We start from the raw sequence: 2,042 nt of genomic DNA, 5'->3' as shown, positions 1-2,042 counted from the left end.
TGTTCCTGCAGCGCTACTTCGGGTTCGCGCAGTTCAAGCGCTCCGCGATCCCGAACGGCCCGAAGGTCGCAGCAGCCGGATCGCTGTCGCCGCGCGGCGACTGGCGGGCTCCCAGCGACGGCAACGCCCGCGCGTGGCTGGCCGAGCTCGACGCGGCGCTCTCGGACGCATAGGTCCCGGGGTGCGCCGGCTGATCCGCTGGCGTGTCGCTGCCGCGCAGCATCCGCTCCCCTGTCGCAGATTGCCGCTTACCGGGGCGGGAAACCGGCATCACACCCGGTCCCGACCGCCGCCGCGCACTCACCTGTCGCGAATCGTCGCTCCACTGGGCAGGAAACCGTCATCCGCGACAGGCGAGCACTCGGGTCGGGATGCCGGGCGGACGCGCGCCCACAGGGCGGGACCACAGGGCGTGCGCACAGGGCGGGACCACAGGGCGTGCGCACCGGGCGTGCGCACCACACGGCCCCGACCGCCCGGCATCCGCTCACCTGTCGCGAATCGTCGCTTCACGGGGCGGGAAACCGTCATCTGGGACGGGTGAGCGTTCGGGCACGCGAGTGCACCCGCCGTGCGAGCGCCGCCGGCGCCCGCCAGCGCACCGGCGCGCACCGCCCGACGGGCGCTACCCGCCCGCCACGGACCCGGGCAGGCGCTCAGACGCGCAGGGACCCGTAGGCGATGGTGATGATCCAGCCGTCGCGCGAAAGGTCGACCAGGTGGTAGCCCAGCTTGCGATCGGGAAGCCAGCCCCTACGGCGGGTGGAGTCCAGGCGCACACGCTCTGCGGCCACGCGCACCCCGCGCCCGTCGGCCTCGAGCACCGCCTGCACGCGGGTCCAGTGGTCGAGGAGGTCGGGGATGTTGTTCTCGTCTAGCAGGTGCGAGTGCTTCTGCATCATGTGGACGTCGGTGGCGTCGGGGTGCATGTCGCGCACGTCGAGGCCCAGGGGCATGTCGGGATCGGTCACCGCGACGACCGTCGCCGACCGGTAACTCGCCGTCTTCACCGCGTACGGCAGGTTCTCGCCGTCGCGTGAGGCGATGAGCCGCGTGTGATAGCCGTAGCCGCGAGGCGGCTCGCGCTCGACGCGGATCTCATACGGCTCGCATTTCTCGAGGCCCGCGACGATCTCGCGGGTGAGGATGCGTCGGCGGTCGTGCACGCTCGTGCTCGGGTCCCACCCGAGTCGAGCGGTGATGCCTTCAGGCGTTTCGAGTGGGACGGATTCCATGTCGCACCTCTCCCCGGCAGAAGCCGGTCTCCCCATCTTCGCCCACGCTGTGCATCGGGGCCACGGCCTCAGCCGTGAATACCCCGCGCCTGCGCGGCTGGTGCCGGCTCAGCCGCCGGAGACGATGCCGATGATTCCGGATGCCAGCATGTACAGCCCGACGGCGCTGACCACGAGCCAGACGCCGACGCGCGCCGGCGACGGCCGGTTCTTCTCGGGATCGACGGAGCCGGTCACGAGCAGGTTCTCAGTGCCGGCGGGAGCGGGCGAACATCGCCCGCATCGCGAAGAACACGATGATGGCGACCACGGCGACGATGGCCAGCTTGATCGCGAACATCAGCACGCTGCCGAGCACGCTCACCAGCACCCAGGCGATCACCACCGCGACGATGATGCCGATGACTGTCCAGATCGTGCTGCTCTTGTCCATGAGGCCAGCTTACGAGGCGTGGGAGACCACGTCTTGCCGGATGATGCTCGGCCCCCGCGGCGTGGCCTCGACGAGCAGCTGTGCGGGCAGCTGTTCTTTCATCGCCTCGACGTGGCTGATGACGCCGACGGTGCGGCCACCGGCGCGCAGCTCGTCGAGCGTGCGCATGGCCAGTTCGAGCGTGTCAGCGTCGAGGGAGCCGAATCCCTCGTCGATGAACAGGGTGTCCAGACGCATGCCGCCCGCCCGCGCGGTCACCACCTCGGCCAGGCCCAGCGCGAGCGCCAGCGACGCGAGGAAGGTCTCGCCGCCGGACAGCGACTGCGGCGGCCGCGACTGCCCGGTGTGGGCGTCGAGCACCTCGATGCCGAGGC

Annotated in this window: 4 protein-coding genes; all 4 read right to left on the bottom strand. The window is 70.9% G+C overall.

Features of this window, described 5'->3' with window-relative positions:
- Window positions 1-656: 656 nt before the first annotated feature.
- On the bottom strand, window positions 657-1,235 hold the full coding sequence (locus tag NQ160_RS22905) for a hypothetical protein (protein ID WP_257517321.1): 579 nt from the start codon (window positions 1,233-1,235) through the stop codon (window positions 657-659).
- 108 nt (window positions 1,236-1,343) lie between these two features.
- Window positions 1,344-1,472, bottom strand: a complete 129-nt coding sequence (locus NQ160_RS22900) for a hypothetical protein (protein WP_257517320.1) — start codon at window positions 1,470-1,472, stop codon at window positions 1,344-1,346.
- 10 nt (window positions 1,473-1,482) lie between these two features.
- Window positions 1,483-1,668 carry a hypothetical protein gene (locus NQ160_RS22895; RefSeq protein WP_257517319.1) on the bottom strand — a complete coding sequence of 62 codons (186 nt, stop codon included), beginning with the start codon at window positions 1,666-1,668 and terminating at the stop codon, window positions 1,483-1,485.
- A gap of 9 nt (window positions 1,669-1,677) precedes the next feature.
- A partial coding sequence (locus NQ160_RS22890) for an SbcC/MukB-like Walker B domain-containing protein (RefSeq protein WP_306854073.1) occupies window positions 1,678-2,042 on the bottom strand: 365 nt, incomplete at its 5' end.

Source organism: Microbacterium sp. zg.Y909 (assembly GCF_024626565.1).
The sequence above is the reverse complement of the archived record's forward strand: the minus strand, read 5'-3'. Positions and strand labels throughout refer to the sequence as shown.